Annotated in this window: 18 protein-coding genes; 7 read left to right on the top strand and 11 right to left on the bottom strand. The window is 67.0% G+C overall.

Annotation, left to right across the window (positions count from 1 at the left end):
* Positions 1–19 precede the first annotated feature (19 nt).
* A complete protein-coding gene (locus EUB48_RS19710; RefSeq protein WP_142820772.1) occupies positions 20–721 on the top strand; it encodes a YggS family pyridoxal phosphate-dependent enzyme in 702 nt (233 codons plus the stop codon).
* A 14-nt stretch (positions 722–735) separates the two neighbouring features.
* On the opposite strand, the gene EUB48_RS19705 is transcribed toward EUB48_RS19710, so the two are convergent.
* Positions 736–1704, bottom strand: coding sequence for a hypothetical protein (locus tag EUB48_RS19705; RefSeq protein ID WP_168226786.1), 969 nt, complete (start codon positions 1702–1704; stop codon positions 736–738).
* A gap of 142 nt (positions 1705–1846) precedes the next feature.
* Positions 1847–2329: an Lrp/AsnC ligand binding domain-containing protein gene (locus EUB48_RS19700; RefSeq protein WP_142820770.1), complete on the bottom strand. Its 483-nt coding sequence runs from the start codon at positions 2327–2329 to the stop codon at positions 1847–1849.
* Positions 2330–2426: 97 nt separating this feature from the next.
* Between EUB48_RS19700 and EUB48_RS19695 the strand changes: the two genes are divergently transcribed.
* Positions 2427–5498 (top strand): L-glutamate gamma-semialdehyde dehydrogenase, encoded by a 3072-nt coding sequence (locus EUB48_RS19695; RefSeq protein ID WP_142821413.1) that lies wholly within the window; start codon positions 2427–2429, stop codon positions 5496–5498.
* Between the two features lie 23 nt (positions 5499–5521).
* Here EUB48_RS19695 and EUB48_RS19690 read toward each other — a convergent pair whose 3' ends face one another.
* From EUB48_RS19690 to EUB48_RS19675, 4 genes are all read right to left on the bottom strand, one after another.
* Positions 5522–7990, bottom strand: a complete 2469-nt coding sequence (locus tag EUB48_RS19690) for a bifunctional diguanylate cyclase/phosphodiesterase (protein WP_142820769.1) — start codon at positions 7988–7990, stop codon at positions 5522–5524.
* A gap of 285 nt (positions 7991–8275) precedes the next feature.
* A complete protein-coding gene (locus EUB48_RS19685; protein WP_142820768.1) occupies positions 8276–8668 on the bottom strand; it encodes a DUF1850 domain-containing protein in 393 nt (130 codons plus the stop codon).
* On the bottom strand, positions 8665–10722 hold the full coding sequence (locus EUB48_RS19680) for a TRAP transporter permease (RefSeq protein WP_142820767.1): 2058 nt from the start codon (positions 10720–10722) through the stop codon (positions 8665–8667). The genes EUB48_RS19685 and EUB48_RS19680 overlap by 4 nt, the downstream gene beginning before the upstream one ends.
* 73 nt (positions 10723–10795) lie before the next feature.
* Entirely contained in the window at positions 10796–11755 is a 960-nt protein-coding gene (locus EUB48_RS19675) for a TAXI family TRAP transporter solute-binding subunit (RefSeq protein WP_142820766.1), read from the bottom strand.
* 178 nt (positions 11756–11933) lie between these two features.
* Between EUB48_RS19675 and EUB48_RS19665 the strand changes: the two genes are divergently transcribed.
* The 5 genes from EUB48_RS19665 to EUB48_RS19645 all read left to right on the top strand — a co-directional run bounded on the left by EUB48_RS19665 (position 11934) and on the right by EUB48_RS19645 (position 19555).
* On the top strand, positions 11934–15284 hold the full coding sequence (locus EUB48_RS19665; protein WP_142820764.1) for an acetyl-CoA carboxylase family protein: 3351 nt from the start codon (positions 11934–11936) through the stop codon (positions 15282–15284).
* 87 nt (positions 15285–15371) lie between these two features.
* Complete coding sequence (locus EUB48_RS19660) at positions 15372–16505, top strand: aminotransferase class V-fold PLP-dependent enzyme (protein WP_142820763.1); 1134 nt, start codon at positions 15372–15374, stop codon at positions 16503–16505.
* An 84-nt stretch (positions 16506–16589) separates the two neighbouring features.
* Complete coding sequence (locus tag EUB48_RS19655) at positions 16590–17870, top strand: DUF445 domain-containing protein (protein ID WP_142820762.1); 1281 nt, start codon at positions 16590–16592, stop codon at positions 17868–17870.
* Between the two features lie 55 nt (positions 17871–17925).
* Complete coding sequence (asd, locus tag EUB48_RS19650) at positions 17926–18774, top strand: archaetidylserine decarboxylase (RefSeq protein ID WP_142820761.1); 849 nt, start codon at positions 17926–17928, stop codon at positions 18772–18774.
* A gap of 4 nt (positions 18775–18778) precedes the next feature.
* Positions 18779–19555, top strand: a complete 777-nt coding sequence (locus EUB48_RS19645; protein ID WP_142820760.1) for an enoyl-CoA hydratase-related protein — start codon at positions 18779–18781, stop codon at positions 19553–19555.
* Between the two features lie 37 nt (positions 19556–19592).
* Here the strand turns inward: EUB48_RS19645 and purU are convergent, their stop codons facing one another.
* The 5 genes from purU to EUB48_RS19620 all read right to left on the bottom strand — a co-directional run bounded on the left by purU (position 19593) and on the right by EUB48_RS19620 (position 23753).
* The gene (gene purU / locus EUB48_RS19640) at positions 19593–20441 is read right to left on the bottom strand and encodes a formyltetrahydrofolate deformylase (protein WP_142820759.1); all 849 of its coding nucleotides are present in this window, start codon (positions 20439–20441) and stop codon (positions 19593–19595) included.
* Positions 20442–20528: 87 nt separating this feature from the next.
* The gene (locus tag EUB48_RS19635; protein ID WP_142820758.1) at positions 20529–21335 is read right to left on the bottom strand and encodes a ChaN family lipoprotein; all 807 of its coding nucleotides are present in this window, start codon (positions 21333–21335) and stop codon (positions 20529–20531) included.
* Between the two features lie 11 nt (positions 21336–21346).
* Positions 21347–21652, bottom strand: a complete 306-nt coding sequence (locus EUB48_RS19630; RefSeq protein ID WP_142820757.1) for a BTH_I0359 family protein — start codon at positions 21650–21652, stop codon at positions 21347–21349.
* Between the two features lie 113 nt (positions 21653–21765).
* A complete protein-coding gene (locus EUB48_RS19625) occupies positions 21766–22932 on the bottom strand; it encodes a DUF3108 domain-containing protein (RefSeq protein ID WP_142820756.1) in 1167 nt (388 codons plus the stop codon).
* Positions 22933–22946: 14 nt separating this feature from the next.
* Positions 22947–23753, bottom strand: a complete 807-nt coding sequence (locus EUB48_RS19620; protein ID WP_142820755.1) for an IclR family transcriptional regulator — start codon at positions 23751–23753, stop codon at positions 22947–22949.
* Between the last annotated feature and the right edge of the window lie 98 nt (positions 23754–23851).

Here is a 23851-nt window from a genome sequence, read left to right as displayed (position 1 = left end):
TTGATATTCTTGAAGGATTATGACCATGATTGGTGACAACCTCCAGAGGGTTCGCGCGCGCATTGCGGCGGCCTGTCGGGCTGCCGGGCGCGACGCGCAGACGGTGACGCTGCTGGCCGTGTCCAAAACCTGGGGCGTTGATGCGGTGCGCGAGGCCTTTGCGGCGGGGCAGATCGCCTTTGGCGAAAACTACCTGCAGGAGGCCGTGGACAAGATGGCCGCACTGCGCGATCTGCCCTTGCAATGGCACTGCATTGGCCCGATCCAGAGCAACAAGACCCGGCTCGTCGCCGGGCACTTCGACTGGGCTCACACCATCGACCGGCTCAAGATCGCGCAGCGTTTGAGTGAGCAGCGGCCACCGGAACTGGAGCCGCTGCAGGTATGCATTCAGGTGAACATCGACGGGGGGCCGACGAAGTCGGGCGTGGCGCCGCAAGCTGCGCTGGCACTGGTGCGCGAAGTGGCGGAATTGCCGCATCTGCAGGTGCGCGGGCTGATGACCATCCCCGAACCCGCCCCCGATTTTGCGGCGCAAGTGGCGGTGCACGCCAGGGCCAGGACCTTGTTCGAGCAAATTGCGGCGGTGGTCGGGCCGGAGCTCGATCATTTCGATACGCTGTCGATGGGCATGACGGCGGACCTGGAGGCTGCCATCCAGGCCGGCAGCACGATGGTGCGCGTCGGCACCGCGATTTTTGGGATTCGCCCCAGGCCGTAGGCGAGCACCGGGACTCAGCGCTGCCAGCCTGGCAGCCAGCCCAGCATGTGGCCGAAGATGCGTTGCGCCGACAGCCCCGTGGAGACGGCGCGTGTGGCCTGACTGATCGCCAGGCCCGCGAGCGCGCGCGTCAGCGTGGGCTCCGGCAGTTTGCATTTGCTGCGCAACTGCGCCACCGTGAGCGGAGTTTGGTCCAGTTCGCCCAGAATCATCTGGCTTTGCTCGTCGAGGTCGGCCATGGGGACCGGCAACGGGCTGGCGCGCATCAGCCGCGACTTGAGGAGCGCGGGCGGCAACAGCCGCGGCAGGGCCTCTTCGTTGCAGCGCCGGGCCAGCTCCCACAGCACGGAGGCCATGGGCAGTATCTCGAAGTCGGGTGAATGCGCCACGGGGCGTGCCGGCAGGACTTGCAGGGCGACGCGTTCGAGCTGCATCGCGGTGGCCGAGCGGCGCAGGTGCACCTGTCCGCTGGCCGGGTCGATCATCGCCATGACCTGGCCATGGCTGAGCAGGTGCAGCCGGCTGGTGGCCCAGGTGTCGCGGTTCAGCCACGCTGCGCGCGCCAGTGCATAGCGAATGCGCTGGCGCGAGAGCTGGGCCGCCGCAAAGCGCAGCCCGGCATTGAGCTCGCCAATGGACTCCGCATCTTTCGAGTTCCAGGCCAGATGGTTGTTTTCGCAGCCGCCGACCAGGCACACCGGACGCCCCTGGTAGCGCCCGCGCTCGTCCACCACGACGCGAGGCGGATAACGGTCGATGCTCCAGGGCGGGATGGAATCGGTGCCGTCTTCGGGCAAATCGACCGAGCGCAGATGCGCCACATACACATCCGGCGCGCTGTCGGGCGGCGGCCGCTGCCATTGCACGGTGCTGTTGTTGCGGCCGGCCAACGCCAGGATGGCATTCGCCTCGACCGGCGACAGTCCCACGGGCTCAAGATAAGCCAGTGGAGTGGTAGCCACGTCGGTACGAGGAGATGCCATGAGCCGTTTGTTGATTAAGCACCTGCACTTTACGCAAGTTACCGTCATTTTGTCGGAAAAAAAGAGAAAAGAGGCGGATTTGCGGCAATAGTACACAGCCTTTGTGAGGGCAGGCGTGACACGAGTGCGACGCACAAAGGCTTCAATGCGCCGGCAGTGGCAGCCGCGTGGTGTTCTTCACCTCTTCCATCACCGCGTAGGTGCGGGTCTCGCGCACGCCGGGCAGCTGCCACAGCACGGTGCCGGCAAAGTCGCGGTAGGCCGCCATGTCGGCCATGCGGGTCTTGAGCAGGTAGTCGAAGCCGCCGGCCACCATATGGCATTCCATGATGGCTTCGTGCACCTGCACCGCAGCCTTGAAGGCCTCGAACACGTTGGGCGTGGTGCGGTCCAGCAGCACCTCGATGAACACCATCATGCCGCGCCCGAGCTTGAGGGGATTGAGCCGCGCCTCGTAGCCCAGCAGGTAGCCGTCGCGCGTGAGCCGTTGCACGCGCGCCAGCACCGCGGTGGGGGACAGCGCCACGGCCTCGGCCAGCTTGAGGTTGGAGGTGCGGCCGTCGTCCTGCAGCACCTTGAGGATCTTCAGGTCGATGCGGTCGAGGTCGGACGTGGCTTGGGGCATGGTTGGTGAATTATCCGGTTAATTGGATAAATCCAGTCGAAAATTCAGCGTAGCTTGATTCAACATGGCGATATTCACCAAAGTACCGGAGACCACCATGCGCCTGCCGTTTCCCTATCGACCCGAAGACCAGATCGTGACCCAGCGCCTGCAGTCACTGCAAGGCGCGCTCGACTGGGGCGCCGCTGCCCAGGCCGCCCGGCCCTGGGTGCAGGCCGTGCGGCGCCATCCGCCACCGTTCTGGGCCATGGAAAGCCTGCTCAAGGAGTACCCGATCTCCAGCGCCGAGGGGCTGGCGCTGATGCGCCTGGCCGAAGCCCTGCTGCGCGTGCCCGACGCCGAGACCGCGATTGAACTCACCGCCGACCAGCTGGGCCGCGCCGACTTTGACCACGCGGGCGACAAGGCGCTGGCGCGGCTGTCGTCCGCGGCGATCGCGCTGTCCAAGAAGTTTCTGCCGACCGCGACGAATTCAGGACAGGCGGATGAGCAGCAGCCGGGCCTGTTCGCCAGGCTGGGCGCGCGTTCGGTCGTGGCCGCCACGCTGCGCGCCGTGCAGCTGCTGGGCCGCCAGTTCGTGCTCGGCCAGACCATCGGCGAGGCGATGCAGGAGGCGGCCGCGGCCCGGCACAGGAGCGTCGGCTTGTGCTTCAGCTACGACATGCTGGGGGAGGGCGCGCGCACCGACGCGGATGCGCAGCATTATCTGGACAGCTACACGAGTGCTATTAAAAAAATAGCAACATATGCAGACCTTGCATCGGCTTGCGAGCGAAATGATGGTATCTCCATCAAGCTCAGCGCGCTGCACCCGCGCTACGAGGACGCACAAAAGGCGCGCGTCATGGCCGAACTGGTGCCGCGCGTGTGGGGCCTGTGCGAGCTGGCCGCCACGGCCAACCTGAACCTCACGATCGACGCCGAGGAGGTGGACCGGCTGGAGCTGTCGCTCGATGTGTTCGAGGCGCTGGCGGCCCGCGTGGCCCAGCACTTCCCGCAGTGGCAGGGCTTTGGCCTGGCCATGCAGGCCTACCAGACGCGCGCGCTCGAACTCATCGAGCACGTCACGGCACTGGCGCGCAAATACCGGCTGCGCCTGATGTGCCGCCTGGTCAAGGGTGCCTACTGGGATGCCGAGATCAAGCGCGCGCAGGAGCTGGGCCTGCCGCACTACCCGGTGTTCACGCACAAGCACCACACCGACGTGAGCTACCTGGCGTGCGCGCGGGCGCTGCTGGCCGCACCCGACGCGATTTACCCGCAGTTCGCCACGCACAACGCGGGGACCATCGCGGCGATTTTGCAGATGGCTGAAAGTGCCCCCGCGCTTGCAGCGCTGCCTTCCGGGGGGGCGGTTTCTCCTGGGGGCGGCCCGTCGCAGAAACGCGCACCGGCACCATTCGAGTTGCAGCGGCTGCACGGCATGGGCGAGGGCGTGTACCGCGAGGTGATGAAGACTCCCCCAGCGGGGGAAGGAGCGATACCGGTACGTGTGTATGCCCCGGTCGGCCGGCACAAGGACCTGCTCGCCTACCTGGTGCGCCGGCTGCTGGAGAACGGGGCCAATTCCTCGTTCGTGCACCAGCTCGCCGACGAGTCGGTGGGCATGGACGAACTGCTGATCTCGCCGCTGCGGCTGGAGCCCGAGGCTTCCCTGCCCTTGCCGCTGGATCTGTATGGCGCCGGGCGCCGCAATAGTGCCGGGCTGGACCTCACCGTGGAGCCCATGCGTGCGCCGCTGCTCGCTGCGTACGCCGCCACCGCGCTGCCGGCCGTGCCCGAGTTTGATGTCAAAACAACCTCTAGCGCTTATCAGACAAGCGCTATGAGCTATCAAAAATGGAGCAAAACACCGGTTCACGAGCGCAGCGCCATCCTGCGTCGGGCCGCCGACGCGCTGGAAGCGGAGCTGCCGCGCTTTTGCGCGCTGATGGTAAAGGAGGCCTTCAAGACCTGGGGCGACAGCGTGGCCGAGGTGCGCGAGGCGGCGGACTTTCTGCGCTACTACGCCAATGAAGCCGAGCGCATCATGGTGCCGGTGGCCCTGCCGGGGCCGACGGGGGAAAGCAACGAGTTGCGCTTGACGGCGCGCGGCGTCTGGGTCTGCATCAGCCCATGGAACTTCCCCCTCGCCATCTTCATGGGCCAGGTCGCCGCGGCGCTGGCCACCGGCAACACCGTGCTGGCGAAGCCGGCCGAGCAGACGCCTGCTGTGGCCTTCGAGGCGGTGCGACTCTTGCACCGCGCCGGCGTGCCCGAGGGCGCGCTGCAACTGGCGCACGGTCCCGGCGACACGGTGGGTGCGGCGCTGGTGGCGCAGCCCGGCATCGCCGGTGTGGTGTTCACCGGCTCGACCGAGGTGGCCAGGATCATCAACCGCGCGCTGGCCGCGAAGGACGGCCCCATCGTCCCGTTGATTGCCGAGACCGGCGGCATCAACGCCATGCTGGTGGACAGCACCGCGCTGCCCGAGCAGGTGGCCGACGCGGTGCTGCAGTCGTCGTTTCGCAGCGCGGGCCAGCGCTGTTCGGCGCTGCGCCTGCTCTGTGTGCACGAGGGCATCGCCGATGGCGTGATCGAGATGATCCGCGGCGCCGCCAAAGAACTGGTGGCGGGCGATCCGGCCGATCTGGCCACCGATGTCGGCCCGGTGATCGACCGGCAGGCGTGGGGCGCTATCCGGCGCCATCTCGAACGTCTGGTTTCAACATCAAAACCGGTCACAGTCATTGAAGACTCTACGCAGTCAGCTACAAACCCAATAGCAAACCTGATTCCGCCGAGTGCCTTCGAGGTGGCGGCGGTGGCCGACGTGCAGCAGGAAATCTTCGGCCCCGTGCTGCACATCGTGCGCTGGCGCGGCGACCCGGCCGCGGTGATCGACCAGATCAATGCGCTCGGCTACGGCCTCACGCTGGGCATCCAGACGCGAATCGACTCGCGTGCGCAGGCGCTGGCCGCGCGCGCCCGCGTCGGCAACGTCTACATCAACCGCAACATGATCGGCGCCGTGGTCGGGGTGCAGCCGTTCGGCGGCGAGGGACTCTCGGGCACCGGCCCGAAGGCCGGCGGGCCGCACTACCTGGCCCGCTTTTGCGCGGAGCAGACCGTCACCGTCAACACCACGGCCGCGGGCGGCAACGTGCAGTTGCTGGCCTCGCCCGCCTGAGCGTGTGCGCAGGGCGCGCCGGTTCACTGCGCGATGCTGCGCATGAAGACTTCGAGCTGGTCGATGGGCAGCGCCCGGCAAAACAGATGACCCTGGTAGCAGTCGCAGCCAAATTGGGACAGGAGTTGGCGCTGGGCTTCGGTCTCGACCCCTTCGGCCAGCACCGACAGACCCAGGCTTTGCGCCAGGCCAATGATGGTGCGGGCAATGGCGGCGTCGTTCGGATCGGTCAGCATGTCCTTCACGAATGACCGGTCGATTTTCAGCTGGTCCAGTGGCAGGCGCTTGAGGTAGGACAGCGCGGAATAGCCCATGCCGAAGTCGTCGATCGACAGTGTCACGCCGGCCTTCTTGAGGATTCCCATCTTGGCAATGGTGACCTCGATGCCGGTGGCCAGCAGGCTCTCGGTGAGTTCCAGTTTGAGCCGCTGCGCACGCACGCCGGTTCGCCGGATCACGTTCATCACCTGATCGACAAACTCCGGGTTGCGGAACTGGCGCACGCTCACGTTCACGGAAATGCTGAGCTGTTCGGTGTCGGGGTGGGCGGCCCACAGGGCCAGTTGCACGCAGGCGCTCTCCAGCGCCCACTGGCCCATCGGCAGGATGAGTCCGCTGTCTTCGGCCTGAGGAATGAAGGCGTCGGGCAGCACCAGGCCGCGTTGCGGGTGCTGCCAGCGCATCAGTGCCTCGACGCCCAGCATGCGTCCGTCGCTGCCGACCTGCGGCTGGTAATGCAGCACGAACTCGTGGTGGCGCAGGCCGTGCCGGAGCTCCGAGGTCAGCGCCGCATTGGCCGTGGCCACCGCCTGCATCTCGGGGTCGAAAAAGCAGACCGCGTTGCGTCCCGAGGCCTTGGCCTGGTACATCGCCAGATCGGCCTGTTTGAGCAGGTCTTCGATGCTCACCTCGTCCTCGTTGAACGAGGTGATGCCGATGCTGCAGGTGCCGTGGTACGAGTACCGGGCCAGATCGTAGGGCTCGCCGAGTATGGCCAGAATTTTCTCCCCGACCGCCAGCGCGCGGGCGTTGGCCGCCGGCAGGTTGTCTCCCAAGTCTTGCAGCATGACCACAAACTCATCGCCGCCCAGTCGCGCCACGGTGTCGTCAGGGCTGATGCAGGAGGCCAGGCGCGACGCCGCCTTTCGCAGCAGCATGTCGCCGCGCGAATGCCCCATGGTGTCGTTGAGCAGTTTGAAGTGGTCGAGGTCGACGAACATCAGTGCGCCGATTTTCCGGTCGGCCTGGGCCAGCACATGCCGCAGCCGGCTCATCAGCAGCTGGCGGTTGGGCAATTGCGTCAGTGCGTCGTAGAACGCCAGATGTTCGATCTCGTCCTCGGACGCCTTGCGTGTGGTGATATCGCGCGCCACGGCGATCCAGTGGGTGAGCCCGCGGTCGAAATAATCGACCGGGACGACCTCGAGTTCCATCCAGAATTGCTCTCCATCTTTTTTGTAGATGATCAACTCTGCGCGCACCGGCTGCGACTGTGCCAGGGCCTCGCGGATGCGTTCGAGTTCGGCGCGCTGGGTCAAAGGGCCTTGCAACATGCGCGGCGTCTGGCCCAGCACCTCGTCGCGGCTGTAGCCGGTGCGCCGCTGGAACGCGTCGTTGACAAAGACGATGCGTGGATGCGGCGCGTCCGGCGAGCCGGCGTCGGCGATCACCACGATGTCGTTCAGGCGGTTGATGCTGGTCTGCAGCAGCAGCAACTGCTCCTTGGACTGCTGCCAGGCGCTGACGTCGCGCAGGTACAGGGCAATGCCTTCCTCGAACGGATAGGCGCGCAGCTCCAGCCATATTCCCAGCACGGGAAAAAATTCTTCAAACTCGACGCTGAGCCGGCTGTTCTGGACGGCACGCAACTCGCTGCGCAGCCGGCTGCTCCCGTCGTCGTCCAGTACACGCCAGATGGTGTGGCCCAGCAGCTGGACGCTGCTGCGTTGCAGCAGGCGCTCGCTCTCGCGATTCACGTAGGTGAAGCGCCCTTCATGATCGAGCGTCACGCTGGCCAGCGTCGAACTCAGCCGCACGGTGGCGTTGAGGGACTCCTGCTCGGCGCGTTTTTTTTCCGTCAGGTCCTGCAGCAGGCCCTGCACGCACACAACAATCCCCGAGGGATCGCACAGCGCCTTGCCGACCGTGCGCACCCACAGGCGATCGCCCTGTGCCGTGATGATCTCTGCCTCCCTGTCGAACGGCACCGCCCTCTCCAGGCAGGCCTCGAACGCCGAAGTCATCAGCGCCCGCGACTCGGGCGCGTAAAGGTCCAGCGCCCGCGCCAGCGGCAGTGAGGGCGCCGAGTCGTGCGGCAGCTTGAGCAGCGCGGCGAGCCGGCGCGTCCACGTCACGCGGCGCTCCGGCAGCTCCAGCATCCACGCGCCCGCAGCGGTGCTCCACTCCACCAGGTCGAGCAGCTGTCCGGCGGCCGCCGCCGCGCCGGTGCGGGGAGGGTGTTGTTGCAGCGCGGGAGAGTTAACTGGCGGCATCGTGTGAGTGGTCTAGAGCGAATCCCAAAGTGAAGCTGGCAGCCGGCCCTGAAACAGGGGGCTCCTGGCCCCCGTACGCCGGCACGCGACCAAACGTGCGCATGACCGGCCATACGTGTTCGCGCCGGTTGCGCTACGACCCCGGGGCAGGAGGCCGGCGCTGCGGCCGTCGGGCGTCGATGAGTGTAGTTCCTTTCCCCCGCGTTTGGCTATCGGGGGGCGGCCAGCCCTGCGGTGGAGCCTGCCAGCGAATGGACGACTTGGGTACTGTCCCGGACAGGGAACTCAGGACGAGGGGCATGCAAACACGTCGACAAGCGGCGCCGCCGACGGTGGGCCAACCAGTTCTGCCAGGGGATGGCACTGGCCGCCCCAGCAGAGTTGGTAATCGGCGACATAGTCCGAGCGCGTCAGATGCAGCCGCTCGAGCGGCGCCAGCGGCGGGCGGTAATGCCACACGCCGTTCTTCAGCACGGCATCGGGCGGCGGCTCCATGCCGGCGCCGGAGCCGCGGATGCGCGCTTCGGTGAGTTGCAGGCGGGTGCCGCTGGCCGTTTGGACGACCTGGTAATCCTCTTCCCAAAGGATTTTTTCGATCGAATGGGTCCAGTTCAGCGTGAACGCCTGCAATGGCAGGCTGATGGCCAGGCCAGCCGCGGCCAGGCATACCGCGATCATGCAACCGCCAGCCGGCGCCGTTGCCAGACGTGCCAACAGACGAAAATGGCCGCCATCACGAATCCGATCTGGTCGCTCAGCGTGCCCGCCGTGACCAGCATCAGCGCGGCGACGCCGGTAAACACCCGCTCGTGGATTCTCAAGGGCGCCAGCAGATAGCCGACGGCCGTTGCGCCCCACAAGGCGATGGCCAGCAGCGCCTTGCCCACGATATACAGCACCGCCACCACCGTCCAGTGCCCCTGCAGCATCAGCGCGGGCGTATATACCGCCATGTACGGAATAACAAAGCCGGCAATGGCGATCTGGGTTGCCTTGAAGCCGATACGCATGGGTGACGCCTTGGCGATCGATGCCGCGGCAAATGCCGCGAGCGCCACCGGCGGCGTCAGGTCCGCCATGATGCCGAAATAGAACACGAACATGTGCGAGACGATCAGCGGCACGCCCAGGCTGAGCAGCGCGGGCGCCGCAATCGAGCTGGTGATGATGTAGTTCGGGATGGTCGGAATCCCCATGCCCAGAATCAGGCACACGATCATGGTCAAAAACAGCGACAGGAACAGGCTTTTTTCACCGACGGTCAGGATGAATCCGGCAAAGCTGGAGGCGGCCCCCGTGAGGGTCAGCACACCAATGATGACGCCCACCACGGCGCAGGCGACGCCGACCGGCAACGCCTGCCTGGCGCCGTCGATCAGGCTCAGGCGCACCGCACGCAAGGTGTCACGACCGCCCTTGACCCTGAAACAAAGCAGCACCAGCAGTGCGATCACGGCGAGGATCGCATAAATGCCAAACTCGACAAAACTTGCCGCCGCCAGGCCCAGGGCCAGCCAGAACACGTAGCGAAACGCCGTGCCCGACAGGCGCGCTGCCACGGCTGCGCCGAGAATCAGGATCACGGTGAGCGCCAGGCCGGTGAGTCCGGCGAACATCGGCGTGAAACCATGAAACAGCATGCCAACCAGACCTGCCAGCGGCAGCACCAGATACCAGCTTTCCTTGAGCGCCTTCACCGGGCTCGGGCACTGGTCTTTCGGCAGACCCACCAGCCCCATGCGGCCGGCTTCCAGATGCACTATCCAGAACGCCGTCACGTAATACAGGATCGCCGGAATCACGGCCGCCTTGACGATGTCCACATACGGCACGTTCAGCGTCTCGGCCATGATGAACGCCACCGCCCCCATGACCGGTGGCATGATCTGGCCGCCCATGGAAGACGTGGCCTCGACCGCGCCGGCAAAGATCGAGCTGTAGCCAAAGCGTTTCATCAACGGGATCGTGAACTGGCCGACGGTCAGCACGTTCGCTACGCCGGAGCCCGAGATGGTTCCCATGAAGCCCGACGAGATCACCGCCACCTTGGCCGGCCCGCCCTTGGCCCTGCCGACCAGTCCCAGCGCCACGGAGTTGAACAGCTTGATCATGCCGGCGTGCTCGAGAAATGCACCGAACAGGATGAACAGGAAGATATAGGTCGCAGACACCATGACGGGGATGCCCAGAATGCCCTCGGTGCCCAGCCACAGCTGATTCACGATCTGGTCAAACCCGTAGGCCCGATGTGAGAGCGGGCCCGGCAGGTACTGGCCGAAAAGGCCATACAGCAGGAATGTGCCGCACACCAGGGGCAGGGCCAGTCCGAGGATCCGGCGCGTGGCCTCGAACACCAGCACGACCATGATGGTGCCGACCACCAGATCGGCGGTGGTTGGATCGCCCGAGCGCTGAATCAGGTCGGCCTCGAAAATCCAGTGATAGAACGACAGCGCGAACCCGGCGGCGGCCAGCAGCCAGTCGTACCACACGATGGAGGTCAGCTTGCCGCTCTTCAATGCAGGGTACATCAGGAAGGTCAGCAGCAGCAGGAAGCCGACATGCAATGAGCGCATGGTCAGCGATGACAGCGGCGAGAAGCCGGCGACGATCAATTGATAGGTCGAGAACGTCAGGGCCGCGCCGATCACGATCTTCAGCGCGGTGCCGCTGAGCGTGCGTTGCGCGCCGTGCTCCTGAAATTCGTCGGCAGGCGTATGGAGAGAGGTCATATCCGAATGGTTCCTGGCGTGTAGTGGCCGGCGGACGGGCGCGGCGGCCCGCCCGCAAAGGCGACAGGTTGGCTTACTTGATCAAACCGATTTCGCGGTAGTACTTCTCGGCGCCCGGATGCAGCGGCAGCGGCATGCCTACCAGCGCTGTTTCCTTGTGGATCGCCTTGGCGGCGGCGTGCGCGGCGACCAGGTGGTCGAGGTTCTCAAACATGGCCTTGGTCATCTTGTAGACGGTGTCCGTGGGGACGCCTTCATGCGTGACCAGGAAGTTCTGCACGAATGCGGTTGGTACGCTCGCGGCCTGTCCTTCGTAGGTGTTGGCCGGGACGGCGCCGGCCTGATAGGCCGGATCACCGACTTTCGCGATCACATCCGCCGTGATCGGCACGATCACGATCTTCACCGACGTTGCCAGGTCCCGCAGCGAGGACACGCCCAGTCCGGCTGACTGCAGTGTGGCATCGAGCTGGCGGTTTTTCATGAGCTCCACCGACTCGCCAAACGGCAGGTATTCCACCTTGGCGAAGTCGGCGTAGGTCAGGCCGGCGGCCTTGAAGATGGCGCGCGCATTGAGTTCGGTGCCGGATTTGGGCGCGCCCACGGAGATGCGTTTGCCCTTCAGGTCGGCCAGCGTCTTCACGCCTGAATCGGCCGACGCCACGATCTGGATGTAGTTCGGATACATGCCCGCGATGCCGCGCAATTTTTTCAGGGGCGTCTTGAAGCCGGCGTCAGCATTGCCCCGCCAGGCGTCGGACAACGAGTCCCCGAGCGTGAAGGCCACTTCTCCGCGTCCGGCTTGCAGCAGGTTGAGGTTTTCCGCCGAAGCCTTGGTCGCCTGCACCGTGCATTTCGCATCCGGCATCGCCTTGGCGTAGATCTGCGACAGTGCGACACCCATCGGGTAATACACGCCGCTGGTGCCGCCGGTCAGCACGGTGATGAATTGCTGTTGTGCCTGTGCCGGAGCCGCTGCCAGCAGGGTCGCGCCGGCCAGGGCCAGCAGTGCGCGCAAAAATCCAGACTTCATTGTTGTCTCCTTGAATAGGTGAGAAAGGCGATAGGCCCTGTGCATTCTATGGGCCAATAGTTGCACTATGTCTGCCCGTCCGGTACCCGTTGTACGGAAAGTCGGGCAGGTTGCAGGCCGCCAGCGCGGTGATGCGGGTCTCGGTAAAGTCGAACACACCAACCCTGAAGGAAACCCTGTGTTCAAAAAGATTCTGATTGCGAATCGCGGCGAGATCGCTCTGCGGCTGGTGCGCGCCGTGCAAGACCTGGGCAGCCGCAGTGTCGCCATTTATGCGACGGATGATGCGCAGGCGCTGCATGTGCGCCAGGCGGATGAAGCGCTGGCGCTGGACGCCACAGGGCCCGCTGCCTATCTGGACATCGCGCACCTCATCGCGCTGGCGCGGCAAACCGGCTGCGATGCGGTGCACCCGGGCTATGGTTTTTTGAGCGAGCGCGCCGACTTTGCGCAAGCCTGCCTGGACGCCGGCCTCACCTTCATCGGCCCCACGGTGGAGCAGCTCGCGCTGTTCGGCGACAAGGCGCGTGCCCGCGCGCTGGCCGGGCAATGCGGCGTGCCGCTGATGCCCGGCAGTGCGGGCGCGGTCACGCTGGCCCAGGCTCAGGCCTTCTTTGCGGCCCAGCGTGGCGGCGCGCTGGGTGCCGGCGTGATGATCAAGGCAATTGGCGGCGGCGGCGGCCGCGGCATGCGCGCCGTGCTGGAGGCTGCGGAGTTGCCCGAAGCCTATGCGCGCTGCGTGTCCGAGGCGCGCGCGGCTTTCGATGTGGAGGGTGTCTACGTCGAGCGCCTGATGACGCGCGCGCGCCATATCGAAATCCAGATCATCGGCGACGGCACGCAGGTGATGTCGCTGGGCGAGCGCGAATGCTCGCTGCAGCGGCGCTTCCAGAAGCTGGTCGAAATGGCGCCGAGCCCCTCGCTGCCCGAGACGCTGCGCCAGGGCATCACGCAGGCGGCGTTGAAGCTGGCGCAGGCCGCGCACTACCGCAGCCTGGGCACCTTCGAGTTTCTGGTCGATGAAGATGCGCGCGATCTGCCCTTTGTCTTCATCGAAGCCAATCCGCGCCTGCAGGTGGAGCACACGGTCACCGAGGAAGTGACCGGGCTCGATCTGGTGCAGCTGCAAATCCAGGTGGCGGCGGGCCGGAGCCTGACGGCACTGGGGTTGGATGCCAAGGCGCCGCCGCGCGCGCAGGGCTTTGCCGTGCAGTGGCGCATCAATGCCGAGACGCTGGATGCGCAGGGCCACGCCAGACCGTCGGGTGGTTCGCTGGTGCGCTTCGATATGCCCTCCGGCCCCGGCATCCGGATCGACACGCAGGGTTACGCCGGCGCCGCGCCGTCGCCGCATTACGACACGCTGCTGGCCAAGCTGATCGTGCGCTCGCGCAGCGCTGACTTCGCCGACGCGGCGCGCCGCTCCCGCCGCGCGCTGGCGGAATGCCGCATCGAGGGCATGGCCACCAACCTGTCGCTGCTGCGCGCGCTGGCAAAGCGTCCCGAGTTTGATGCGCAGCAGGTGCACACGCGCTTCGTCGAGGCGCATCTGCCGGCGTTGCTGGCCGCAGCGCAAGCCATCGATCATGAGGGTGCTACAAAAGATAGAGCTACCGGTTCAGACAGGGTAAGGGCTACAGCCTCATTTGGTGTTGAATCCGGGCAAGACGACGACGGACTCAGCGCGGTGCGCGCGCCCATGCCGGCCAAGCTGGTGCAGCTCGACGTGGCCGTCGGCGACGTGGTGCCGGCCGGCGGCCAGATCGCCGTGCTGGAAGCCATGAAGATGGAGCACCTGCTGCTGGCCCATGCCCCCGGCCGCGTGGTGGAGATCCGTGCCGCGCCGGGCGACTATCTCGTGGAAGGCCAGCCCCTCGTGCTGCTGGAGCCGATGGAGGTCGCCGCGGGCATCGCCCAGGCCGCCCGCGGCATGGATTTTGAACAGATCCGGCCCGACCTGCAGCAGGTCATGGCCCGCCATGCGTTCACGCTCGATGCGAATCGCCCTGCCGCCGTGGCCAGGCGCCACGCGCAGGGCGGGCGCACCGCGCGCGAGAACATTGCCGATCTGTGCGACCTGCAGGACGACCCTGACAACTTCATCGAGTACGGCGCGCTGGCGATTGCCGCGCAAACCCGGCGCCGTTCGCTGGAAGACCTGGTGGCCAACACGCCGGCCGATGGCATGGTGACGGGCCTGGGCAGCGTCAATGCCAAATTGTTCGGCGCGGAGCAATCGCGCTGCGCGGTGCTGGCCTACGACTACACCGTGCTGGCCGGCACGCAGGGCATGCGCAACCACCACAAGACCGACCGCCTGCTCGGCCTGGCGCACCAGCTCCGGCTGCCGGTGGTGCTGTTTGCCGAGGGCGGGGGCGGGCGCCCCGGTGATACCGATATGCCGATCGTCGCCGGCCTCAACAACCACACCTTCAGCCGCTTTGCCGCGCTGTCGGGCAAGGTGCCGGTGGTCGGCATCGTGCACGGACGCTGCTTCGCCGGCAATGCGGCGCTGCTGGGCTGCGCCGATGTCATCATCGCCACCGAGGCCAGCAACATCGGCATGAGCGGGCCGGCCATGATCGAGGGCGGTGGCCTGGGCAGTTTCAAACCCGAGCAGATCGGCCCGAGCAGCGTGCAGTCCGGCAACGGCGTGATCGACATCCTGGTGAAGGGCGAGGCCGAGGCGGTGCGCGCCGCCAAGCGCTACCTGTCGTATTTCCAGGGGCCGATCGATGCCGCCGTGCAGCCGTGGACCTGCGCCGACCAGCGCGCACTGCGCCATGCGGTGCCCGAGAACCGCCTGCGCGTGTACGACGTGCGCAGTGTCATGCAAGGGCTGGTGGACAGCGACTCGCTGCTGGAGCTGCGCGCGGGCTTTGGCGCTGGCATCCTCACGGCACTCGCGCGCATCGAAGGCCGCCCCGTCGGCATCCTCGCCAACAACCCGCGGCATCTGGGCGGCGCGATCGATGTGGACGCCGCCGACAAGGCCGCGCGCTTCATGCAGCTGTGCAACGCACACGGTCTGCCCATGGTGTCGCTGGTCGACACGCCTGGCTTCATGGTCGGCCCCGACATCGAGGCCCGGGCGCAGGTGCGCCATGTTTGCCGCATGTTCGTGGTGGCCGCGCACCTCTCTGTGCCGTTCTTTGCCGTGGTGCTGCGCAAGGGCTACGGGCTGGGCGCGCAGGCCATGACGGCGGGCGGCTTCGACGCGCCGGTGTTCACCGTCTCCTGGCCGACCGGCGAGTTCGGCGCCATGGGGCTGGAAGGCGCCGTGCGCCTGGGTTTTCGCAAGGAGCTGGAGGCCGCGGCGCCCGGGCCTGAGCGCGATGCGCTGTACAAGAAGCTGGTGGACCAGCAGTACGCCAACGGCCAGGCCACGAATATGGCGCAGACGCTGGAGATCGACGCCGTGATCGACCCGGCGCAGACGCGCGCGTGGCTGGTCCGCGGCCTGGCGTCGGCGGGCACCTCGCCGGTCGTGCCGGCAGCGCCCGGGACGCGCTTCGTCGACTGCTGGTGAGGGCGGCCTGGCGAGGTGCGTGCTAAGCTGGGCCCGATGGCTGGGCTTGTGCGGCCCGCGTCCATCTCACTGACAAAGGAGATACCCATGCCCGGCTTGTTGCCCCACGTCGATCCTGACGGCCTGCTCGAATTTTCCGTGGTCTACACCGACCGCTCGCTCAACCACATGTCCAAACGTTTCGCGGGCGTGATGCGGGACATCATCGCAACGCTGAAAGACGTGTACCACGCGCACAGCGCCGTGATCGTGCCCGGCAGCGGCACCTTTGGCATGGAGGCCGTCGCGCGCCAGTTCGCCAACGACCGCAAGGTGCTGATCGTGCGCAACGGCTGGTTCAGCTACCGCTGGAGCCAGATTTTCGAGGCGGGCCGCATGGGCGCCAGCGCCGTGGTGTGCAAGGCGCGCCGCGTGGGCACGGGCGCGCAGGCGCCGTGGCAGCCCGCGCCGGCCGCCGAGGTCGCCGCCGCCATCCGCTCGGAGAAGCCCGCCGTGGTGTTCGCACCGCACGTGGAAACGTCCAGCGGCATCATCCTGCCCGACGACTACCTGCGCAGCGTGGCCGAGGCGGCGCACGCGGTGGGGGCGCTGTTTGTGCTCGACTGCGTCGCCTCGGGCGCCATGTGGGTGGACATGCAGGCCAACGGCGTGGACGTGCTGATTTCCGCGCCGCAAAAGGGCTGGAGCAGCTCGCCCTGCTGCGCCATGGTCATGCTCGGCGCGCGCGCGCGCCAGGCCATCGAGGGCACCACCAGTTCCAGCTTTTCGTGCGACCTCAAGAAGTGGCTGCAGATCGCCGAAGGCTACGAAAAGGGCCAGCACGCCTACCACACGACCCTGCCCACCGACGCGCTGGTGGCGCTGCGCGATGTGATGCTGGAGACCCGCGACTATGGCTTCGACAAGGTCAAGGCGGAGCAGAGCGAGCTGGGCGCCAAGGTGCGCGCGCTGCTCGAATCGCGCGGCTTCCCGAGTGTGGCGGCGGAGGGCTACAAGGCGCCAGGCGTGGTCGTGAGCTACACCACCGACCCCGGCATCCAGAACGGCAAGAAGTTCATCGAGGCCGGCCTGCAGACCGCTGCCGGCGTGCCGCTGCAGTGCGACGAGGGACCCGATTTCAGCACCTTTCGCATCGGCCTGTTCGGCCTGGAGAAATGGCACAACGTGGATCGCACGGTGGGGCAGCTGGCTGCGGCGCTGGACCGCGTGGCGCCGCGGTAAGGCCGCCGCATCCCTGCGGCAGGCCCGGGCCTCACGGCGCCGTGCCGGGCTGCCGCACCTTTGACCGACAAGGAGTTGCCCCGCATGGACAAGCAGGCTGAACTGGCGCGTTCCAAGCGCCAGGCCCTGGGCCTGCTGCTGCTTGTGACGGCCGTGTTCATGACGACCAGCTGGCTGCCGCGCAGCCTGGGCGTGGACATCCTCAAGGCCATGGCCGAGGCGGCCATGGTGGGCGCGATGGCCGACTGGTTCGCGGTGGTGGCGCTGTTCCGGCGCATTCCCATCCCCTTCATCGCGCGCCACACGGCCATCATTCCGCGCAACAAGGACCGCATCGGCGAGAACCTCGCCGTGTTCGTGCGCGACAAGTTCCTCGACCCGCCTTCGCTGGTCACGCTGATGCGCCGGCACGACCCGGTGGCGCTGGTGGCGCAGTGGCTCACGGCGCCGGGCCATGCCGGCCTGCTGGGGCGGCAGGCGGTGCGCCTGCTGTCGGCGGCGCTGGACATGGTGGAGGACGCGCAGGTCGAGCGCTTCATCAAGCGCGCCGCGCGCGCGCTGATCGGGCAGCTGGACCTGGCCGGCTCCATGGCCACCGTGCTCGCGGCGCTCACGCAGAACGGGCGCCACCAGGCGCTGCTGGATGGTGCGCTGGCGCACCTGACGCAGCTGCTCCAGGAGCCGTCATCGCGCAGCCTCATCGCGCAGGCCATCGTGCAATGGGTCAAACGCGAGCACCCGCACACGGAAAAAGTGCTGCCCACCGCCTGGCTGGGTGAGCAGGGCGCGGGCATGGCTGCCCACGCGCTGGAGAGCCTGCTGGCCGACGTGGCGCACAACCCCCGCCATGAGCTGCGCGAGAAGTTCGACGCGGCGGTGCAGCAGTTGATCGACAGGCTGCGCACGGACCCCGAATTCGCACGCAAGGGCGAAGAAATCCGCCGCTACCTGCAGCATGACGCCACGCTCGGCACTTATGTGCAGGCGCAATGGCAGGGCATGCGCGCTGCACTCAAGCGCGACCTGGCCAACGAGAAATCACTGGTCGCGCGCAACGCAGGCGCCATGGGCCGCTGGCTGGGCCAGTCGCTGGCGCAGGATGCGGACTTGCGCGCGTCGCTGAACCAGCGCCTCGAAGACTGGGTGCATACGCTCGCGCCCGAGGTGTCGCAGTTCGTGGCGCAGCACATCCAGGACACCGTGCAGCGCTGGGATGCGCAGGAGATGTCGCACCTGATCGAGCTGAACATCGGCAAGGATTTGCAGCACATCCGCATCAACGGCACGCTGGTGGGCGGTGTGATCGGGCTGGTGCTGTTTGCACTGTCGCACCTGCCCGAGCTGGTTCGCGCGCTGCAGGGATGACGCCCGGCGTGCGCTGGGTAGAATACGCCCCCATTCGCCACTACCGCTAGCTGCCTTGCCTGATCGCCTTTCCGTGCTGCCGCAGTACCTGTTGCCCAAGCGCGCGCTCACGGCTTTTGCCGGCATCGTGGCATCCAGCCGTGGCGGGCGCTGGACCAGCGGCCTGATCCGCTGGTTTGTCGGCAAATACGGCGTCGACATGAGCGAGGCGGCCGATCCCGACATCGCCAGCTACCCCAGCTTCAACGATTTTTTCACGCGGGCCCTGAAGCCCGGTGCCCGGCCTTTGGCGAGCGCCGACCTGATCTGCCCGGTGGATGGCGCGATCAGCCAGTTCGGCGCGATCGCGCGCGACCGGATTTTCCAGGCCAAGGGCCACCACTATTCCACCACGGCGCTGGTCGGTGGCGATGCGGCGCTGGCCGCGCGGTTCGAGGACGGCCATTTCGCCACGCTCTACCTGAGCCCGAAGGACTACCACCGCATCCACATGCCCTGCGACGGGCGCCTGACGCGCATGATTTATGTGCCGGGTGCGCTGTTCTCGGTGAACCCGGCCACCGCGCGCGGCGTGCCCGGCCTGTTCGCGCGCAATGAGCGCGTCGTCTGCGTGTTCGACTCTGCGCACGGCCCGTTCGTGCTGGTGCTGGTGGGTGCCACTGTGGTCGGCAGCATGGCGACGGTCTGGCATGGCGTCGTGAGCCCGCCGCGCGGCGGGCCGGTGCGCGAGTGGCAGTACGGCGACCAAGATGTGCGTCTGGCGCAAGGCGATGAAATGGGCCGCTTCCTGCTCGGCTCCACCGTGGTGCTGCTGTTTCCCAAAGGGCCGCTGCAATTCAACGCAGCGTGGCAGCCAGGGGGTGCCGTTCGCCTCGGCGAAAAAATGGCCAACCTGCCACAATGATTCGATGAAGTACGAACATTTGCTGGTCACGTCCGACGGCCCGATCACCACCGTCACGCTGAATCGCCCGGACAAGCGCAATGCGCTGGCACTGGACGTCATGCGGGAGCTGACGCAGGCCCTGCGCGCGATTTCCCGCACCGAGGCGCTGGGCGTGATCCTCGCGGCCAACGGCCCGGTCTTCAGCGCGGGCCACAATTTTGCGGACATGGCCGGTGCCACGCTAGAGCAGGCACGCGAGTTGTTCGCCGTCTGCACCGAGATGATGAACACGCTGCAGGCCCTGCCGCAGCCGGTGGTGGCGCGCGTGCATGCGCTGGCCACGGCGGGGGGCTGCCAGCTGGTCGCGAGTTGCGACCTGGCGGTGGCGGCCGATAACGCCTCGTTCGCGATTCCGGGCGGCAAGGCGGGACTGTTTTGCCACACGCCGCTGGTTGCGGTTGCGCGCAACGTGGGGCGCAAGCGCGCGCTGGAGATGGCGCTCACGGGCGACGCAATCGATGCCGCCACCGCGGCCGACTGGGGCCTGATCAACAAGGCAGTGGCGCCCGACCAGCTCGAGGCCGCGACGCTGGATTTGATCCGCCGGGCCACGCGCGGCAGTGCGCTCTCCAAAGCCTCGGGCAAGCAGGGCTTCTACCGCCAGATCGATCTGCCGCAGGATCAGGCCTATGCCTTTGCGGTCGAACGCATGGCTGCAGGGACCGTGACGCCCGACGGTCAAGAGGGCATCCGTGCCTTTCTGGAAAAGCGCCCCGCGAAGTACATGCAGCGCCCGTAGCCACCCAGCGACAAGCGCGGGTGCCAGTTAAACGAAGCTACTTGAAAACCACGGTCTTGTGGCCGTTCAGCAGCACGCGGCGTTCGCTGTGCCATTTCACGGCGCGCGCCAGCACCTGGCTCTCGGTATCGCGGCCCATGGCGGTCAGGTCTTCCACGGTCTTGCTGTGGTCGGCGCGGGCCACGTCCTGCTCGATGATCGGGCCCTCGTCGAGATGGGCCGTCACGTAGTGGGCGGTCGCGCCGATCAGCTTGACGCCGCGGTCGTGCGCCTGGTAGTAGGGCTTGGCGCCCTTGAAGCTGGGCAGAAACGAGTGATGGATGTTGATGGCGCGGCCCGCCAGTTTGGTGCACAGCTCGTCCGACAGGATCTGCATGTAGCGCGCCAGTACCACCAGCTCGGCGCCCTCGGATTCGATGATCTCGTAAGCGCGGGCCTCGGCCTGTGCCTTGGTGGCCAGCGTGACCGGGATGTGGTGGAACGGCACGTTGTAGCTGGCCGCGAGCTGGTAGAAGTCGCGGTGGTTCGAGATGATGGCGCGGATGTCCAGCGGCAGCAGGCCCGATTTCCAGCGGAACAGCAGGTCGTTGAGACAGTGTCCCTCCTTGCTGACCAGCATCACCGTGCGTACCGGTTGCGCGGTGGCGTGCAGGTGCCACTGCATCTTGAACGGCTCGGCAAAAGACTGCAGCTGCTGGCACAGCTCCGCGTGCGTGAGCCGGTCGCAGGCGAACTGCACCCGCATGAAAAACAGGCCGGTGCCATGGTCGTTGTACTGGGCGGCTTCTTCGATATTGCCGCCGCGCTCGAGCAAAAAACCCGAGACGGCGTGCACCAGTCCCAGCCGGTCAGGACAGGACAGGGTCAGGATATAGACGTGATTCATAGAGTCCGAATTGTCGCAGCATGAGGGGGCCATGCTGCGCAGCCAGGCCTGGTCGCGCCATGGCACTCGCGCTCACGGCCTTGCGGCTTATGGAGGCTGAGGCGGCGTGGCCTGCAGGGTGCGCTGCAGCTCGGTGCACGGGTCCTTGAGCGGCAGCGCAGCGGTTTCCCACACGGCATCTGCTCCTGAATCAATAGCTGGTTGCCCTTGGCCCGCCTGGGCTACGACCACTTTTAATGCTAAACCGGCAGGCAAATAGACCGGCACGCCGAGCCCGCGCCGCACGTGCCCGGCCCCGGCAATCAACAGCACGGTCCGGCCGCTCGCGCGCGCGCCGGCAACGGTCTGCGCCATCGCCCTGTCGCGCGCCACCTGGATGCGGGTTATGGGAGAGATCTGGTTTTCCGGCAGCAGGCCGCAGTGGCCGATGCGGATCTCCTGCTGCTGGGCCTTGAGCGCGGGGCCGGGCAGCTGTCTGTCGAGGCTTTGATCGGCCATGGCGCCCGCCATCTGGCTGCGCGGCAGATTCGCGCCCAGCACGGGCACACCGGCGCGCACGGCCGCCATCACCACCGGAGCGTAGGCGGCCCAGGGCCAGCCGGCGCTGCGCCAGTGCAGCGCGGCCTGCACCTGCGCCTCGCTCGCGCCTGGTGCCAGCCCTGTGGTGGCGTTGCCCTGTTCGGCCATCTCGATGGCCACGGCCGCCAGCACGCCGCGTGCGGCCAGGGACTGGACCACGTCGCGCTCGATGCGCTGGTGCCCGGGCGCGTCGTGCTGCTCGCCCAGCAAAATCACGTCGGCCGGGAGCAGCGCATCGATGCGTTGCGCGGTGTTCGGGCTCGTGCCGGCGCAGGACGCCAGCAACACGGCCCCCAGTGCCAGTGCGAGCCGCATGGGCGCCGTGTTCAGTGCAGGATGACGGGGTTCTGGGCCAGCTCGGCGTAACGGTCGAGCATGTCTTCCACCTCTTCCTGGGTCGGGGTGTTGGCCTGCCAGGCCGAGATTTGTTGCTGGAACAGTTCGGCCCATGAGCCGTCGAGGTAAACCTCCTTGCCCGAGCGCTTGTCCACGATCTCGAAACCGTGGCGTGTCAGTGACGGCACGCCGGGCGCTGGCGCGGTTGGGGCCTCGTCCCCGGCCACGCTTTGCAGTTCGGCATCGGGAAGCACATGGACCACCACGAAGGATTCTGAGTCGTAGAGCATTTGCATGATTTTGGTGTCCTGGAACGTCATTACTACAGTTAACAACGTTTGAGCCGGTTTCAAGGGGGACAGCGGCCGCGAAATCCCGCGTTTTCGTGAAATTCGGGAGGCTTTGGCCATTAAGGGCTGTCGCTTGCGCGCAAACGCTGGTCGAACCGGTCGCCGTTGGCCTGCGTCAAGCGGATGCGCACCGGCAGGTAGCCCATGGAAGGCGCCAGCCACATCTCCACTTTGGAGTCGAATTCATGCCGCGGGTTCCGCGTCAGCTTGACGGCGCCGAGCTCCCCAATGGGCAGGCGCAGTTGTTCCGTATCGCCCACGGTGAACAGCCAGGTATCGGCGTCGCGCGGACCCACAATCTGCAGGCTGATGGTGGTGCCGCTCGGGTACTGGTCGGGCGCGCCGGCCAGCATGGCCCCCAACTGCAAAAACACGCTGAGCCGGTCCTGCGCGCCCGCCAGCAGCGGCGCCTCGGGCGTGTTCGCACTGAAGATGATCTTGCCGCTCACGCCACCGGGCGCGCGCTCGAAATGCGCGGCCAGCTCGCTGCGCACCTTGTCGGAAAAGCGCGTGGGCGCCAGCCCCTCGGGCGTGATGCGCCCCACACTGGTCTGGCTGCGCGTGCCGAGCAGGGGCAGGGTCAGGTCCAGCCGGGCCTCGTACGCGCCGTCGTCGTGGCGCCAGAGCAGCTCGCCCTGCGCGTCGAGCGCCAGGCCGCGCGCCTCGGCGCGCACGTCGTAGTGCAGCCGCGCCGATGCCGGAACCTTGAACGCCGCGGCATGCGCGCTGTGCGCCGGCGTGGCCGGGGGCGCGGTTATGGTTGTCGTTGCTGCGGGCGTGGCATCAAGCGGTGCGCCGACAGGCGACGTGAGTGCCGGCGGCTCGGTAGACGCTACTGAATAGATAGCTGTATGTGAAGACTCCGTATGGGGTTTCGCCGTATTTCTCTTGAATTTCGAGAAATCACCCGAGCCCTGGACCGGTCGCTCGGATGAGGCGCGGCCTGGCGTGACGCCGCGCGCCCCGCGACGAGATGGCGGCGCGGCCGCGGCCATTGCCGGCGCTGCGGCCGTCGATGCCGTCTCGGGTGCCGGTGCAGGCTCCGCTGCAGGCGTCAGCGCGGCTGGCGGTGTCTCGATCGCGCGCGTGCTGAAGGGGCGCGCCAATGCCGGCTCCTGCGGGCTCATCGTGCGGGGTGCCGCCTGCAACAGCGCGAAATGCGCGAGCAGCACCGCCGCGGTCAGCGCCAGCAGCGGCAGGATCCGGGTGGAACGGGCCGGGCGCACGCCGTCTCGCTCCGCTACCCGCCGCCGTACCCGAGATCGCTGGAGAGTTGCGCGGCGGCCGCGCGCAGCGGCGTGGCCACGGCGCCGTCCCAGGCCGGATCGAACGTGGCGGCCGAGCCCAGCGCCACCATGCCCAGCACCATGTGGCCGTCGGAATCGAACACCGGCGCGCAAAAGCCCACGATGCCCGGCAACAGGGTGTCCATCACGCGGGCCATGCCGTGCTCGCGCACCTCGCCGAGCAGCCGCTGCACCGCGGGCATCGTGGTCGGCAGATCGCTGCGTCCCGAGAGATTCGGCAGTTTCGCGGCGAGCGCGAGTTCTTCCTGCAGCAGGGGCGCAATCTTGTCGAGACGGGCCTGCGTCGACAGGTAGGCCGCAAAGCAGCGCCCGGTGGCCGAGGTCAGCAGCGGCATCACGTCGCCCAGGCGCAGGTTCACGGTGACCGCCTGCGCCGACTCCTCCCAGTGCACGATGGTCGGCCCGCGGTTGCCCCACACGGCCAGCGCCAGCGTATGGCCGATCTGCTCCACCAGTGCGCTTACGCGCTCGCGCGCCAGCTTCACCGAGTCCAGCCGTGACAGCGACGCCAGGCCCAGCCTGAGCGCGGCCGGCCCGAGGTCGTAGCGGGTGTTGCCGGCGTCCTGCGTGACCAGCTCCAGCCGCTGGAAGCTCACCAGGTAGCGGTGCGCCTTGGCCGCGCTCATGCCGGCGGCCGCGGCCAGATCCCGCAGCATCAGCGGCCGCGCGGCCTGCGCCAGCACGTCGAGCAGGGCAAAGCCGACCTCGACCGATTGAATCCCTGCGCGCTCTTTGGTCATTTGAACTAGAATCCCGGCGTTGATTAAAATTTCGATTAGTTAAATCGATTTAACAATGCGTAATTTACACGCAATCGGCGCGCCGTAGCGCACTCACC

This window comes from Rhodoferax sediminis (genome assembly GCF_006970865.1).
GTDB classification, from domain to species: Bacteria; Pseudomonadota; Gammaproteobacteria; order Burkholderiales; family Burkholderiaceae_C; genus Rhodoferax_A; species Rhodoferax_A sediminis.
Note: the sequence above shows the minus strand (reverse complement) of the source record. Positions and strands in the feature narration are given on the sequence as shown.

Coding starts and splice junctions, on each gene's coding strand:
- EUB48_RS19710 (WP_142820772.1), top strand. CDS start 20: ATGACCATGATTGGTGACAACCTCCAGAGGGTTCGCGCGCGCATTGCG.
- EUB48_RS19705 (WP_168226786.1), bottom strand. CDS start 1,704: ATGGCATCTCCTCGTACCGACGTGGCTACCACTCCACTGGCTTATCTT.
- EUB48_RS19700 (WP_142820770.1), bottom strand. CDS start 2,329: ATGCCCCAAGCCACGTCCGACCTCGACCGCATCGACCTGAAGATCCTC.
- EUB48_RS19695 (WP_142821413.1), top strand. CDS start 2,427: ATGCGCCTGCCGTTTCCCTATCGACCCGAAGACCAGATCGTGACCCAG.
- EUB48_RS19690 (WP_142820769.1), bottom strand. CDS start 7,990: ATGCCGCCAGTTAACTCTCCCGCGCTGCAACAACACCCTCCCCGCACC.
- EUB48_RS19685 (WP_142820768.1), bottom strand. CDS start 8,668: ATGATCGCGGTATGCCTGGCCGCGGCTGGCCTGGCCATCAGCCTGCCA.
- EUB48_RS19680 (WP_142820767.1), bottom strand. CDS start 10,722: ATGACCTCTCTCCATACGCCTGCCGACGAATTTCAGGAGCACGGCGCG.
- EUB48_RS19675 (WP_142820766.1), bottom strand. CDS start 11,755: ATGAAGTCTGGATTTTTGCGCGCACTGCTGGCCCTGGCCGGCGCGACC.
- EUB48_RS19660 (WP_142820763.1), top strand. CDS start 15,372: ATGCCCGGCTTGTTGCCCCACGTCGATCCTGACGGCCTGCTCGAATTT.
- EUB48_RS19655 (WP_142820762.1), top strand. CDS start 16,590: ATGGACAAGCAGGCTGAACTGGCGCGTTCCAAGCGCCAGGCCCTGGGC.
- EUB48_RS19645 (WP_142820760.1), top strand. CDS start 18,779: ATGAAGTACGAACATTTGCTGGTCACGTCCGACGGCCCGATCACCACC.
- purU (WP_142820759.1), bottom strand. CDS start 20,441: ATGAATCACGTCTATATCCTGACCCTGTCCTGTCCTGACCGGCTGGGA.
- EUB48_RS19635 (WP_142820758.1), bottom strand. CDS start 21,335: ATGCGGCTCGCACTGGCACTGGGGGCCGTGTTGCTGGCGTCCTGCGCC.
- EUB48_RS19630 (WP_142820757.1), bottom strand. CDS start 21,652: ATGCAAATGCTCTACGACTCAGAATCCTTCGTGGTGGTCCATGTGCTT.
- EUB48_RS19620 (WP_142820755.1), bottom strand. CDS start 23,753: ATGACCAAAGAGCGCGCAGGGATTCAATCGGTCGAGGTCGGCTTTGCC.